The organism is Bartonella sp. TS25HLJMH, assembly GCF_042193505.1.
In the GTDB taxonomy this organism is placed as follows: Bacteria; Pseudomonadota; Alphaproteobacteria; order Rhizobiales; family Rhizobiaceae; genus Bartonella; species Bartonella grahamii.
In genome coordinates this window covers 1-1,610 of sequence record NZ_JBHILV010000062.1, presented here as the reverse complement: position 1 = coordinate 1,610, position 1,610 = coordinate 1, and the positions used below count along the sequence as shown (strand labels likewise).

The 1,610-nt window shown below is 38.5% G+C and carries 3 protein-coding genes; all 3 read right to left on the bottom strand.

Annotated features, from left to right (window positions below; genetic code table 11):
• A partial coding sequence (locus ACFINF_RS09170) for a YqaJ viral recombinase family protein (protein WP_375620582.1) occupies positions 1 to 278 on the bottom strand: 278 nt, incomplete at its 3' end.
• 1 nt (position 279) lies between these two features.
• On the bottom strand, positions 280 to 1,074 hold the full coding sequence (locus ACFINF_RS09165) for an ERF family protein (protein ID WP_375620581.1): 795 nt from the start codon (positions 1,072 to 1,074) through the stop codon (positions 280 to 282).
• Between the two features lie 140 nt (positions 1,075 to 1,214).
• A partial coding sequence (locus ACFINF_RS09160; protein WP_375620580.1) for a phage antirepressor KilAC domain-containing protein occupies positions 1,215 to 1,610 on the bottom strand: 396 nt, incomplete at its 5' end.

Here is a 1,610-nt window from a genome sequence, read left to right as displayed (position 1 = left end):
GGGTGTTGGATAAAACCGCATCTTGTGACTTCTGCGTCATAAATGAATTCATATTCTCTTAAGGCATCCTCTTCATGTTCAATGCCCCATTGCATAGCAGGTGTTGTATAAGATTGGCTTATTTCCCCTGTTAAGCGTTCTGTCATGAGTTTCATTTTGTAGTCTTCATATTTGCTTGTAGGAAAACCTTTTGCTGTCTTACTGAGTACGTTGTAAACGTTTGAAGCAGTGACTTTTCCTAGCCTTGCTTGAAACCATTCTGCTGTTCTTTGCTCCATCTCACACCGCCATTCCCTGTTCGTGTGGCGTTGCTATATCAGCATCTTGTATAGGAGAATCTGTTTCTACCTTTTGCTTGTTTTGTTTATTTTTCAAAAGGTGCAACACCGTTTGTGCTTGTCCTTCAGACATATCGTCAAGCTTTTTGACGTTGACATAAGCAAGTATTTTTTCTTCTTCTGTTTGGGTTTGTACTATGAGTCTTCTGATTTCATTGATCTGTTGTGGAAAAGCCTTTTTAAGAGGTGTGTTCCCATCCGTATCATCATCTTCACTCACGACATTAAGAAGCATACCTAACAGATATCTGCGTGCGTAGGTGATTGCAGAACCAACCGATTGTATATTTGATTTGCATCCTTTAGTGTCATAAGGAAACTTTCCTTCTGTTGAGATTTTATTTCCAGAGGGATGCGTCAAAGTCATTTCTATAATTATATTGTCTGAACTCTGTTCTTTGATACGAGAAAACAAAGCAAATCGGTGTTTTGCAAGAGTATTTTTTACAGCATCAATGTACTGGTCAAGGGTTGCATATTGGCTGTTTGTATGGGTGTTTGTAGAATTTTTTTGTATTTTTTGATATTCTATTTGCATATTCGAAAGATCACTGGCAAATCTTTCGTAGTTTTGTCGTTCTATTTCTTTTTCTCGTAAGGCAATGAGACGCTCGAGACGGTCCATATCGACGTCATTTTCTAAGGCTCTGTTTAAAATGCGTTCCATAGCAGTTTGTTTAATCGCTAAATGATGTGTTTCTTCAACTTCTGTTAGGTTAGTGTTTTGTTCACTCATCTTGATTTCCTCCTATTTGAGCGCAATTCCCCCGTGGCGTGAATCACGCTGGTGTTTAAAAGTTGTTTGTGTGGTTAGAAACGGCTTATAGAGAGACTATAAGATTAGTCGTTCCTATTTCTTTTCCATGATTGTTGCTCTTAATGCATGCTTTGTCTTTTAAGCTCTTGAGACAGCACACCAATTCCTTTTGCTGTAATTTTTGCGCAAGGAATGACCTTTTCTATTCCACTTGCGGTTTGAAGTGTGATGGTTGGACAATCCATAAGTTTCTTTTGGATTTTGTCTTGATAAGGAAGCAAATTTCCACCTGCCGCTCGTCTGTAAACCCAACCTTTTTTCTGTAAGAAGAGAATGAACTGTTTTGGTTGCATCTCGAGTATTTTAGCGGCTTCTGTAAGACCAAAAAGCCCATTATGGCGCTGTAAGCTTTCAAGAGCCATTGCCTTTGGTGTTAAATCTTCAATGATGGTGTCTTTTTGATCTATTTGACCTTGTAGGTAATTCAAAAAGCCAATCATAGCCTTTGGACTTGA

Excerpts from the sequence above, each read along its gene's own strand:
- ACFINF_RS09165 (WP_375620581.1), bottom strand. The coding sequence starts at position 1,074 with ATGAGTGAACAAAACACTAACCTAACAGAAGTTGAAGAAACACATCAT.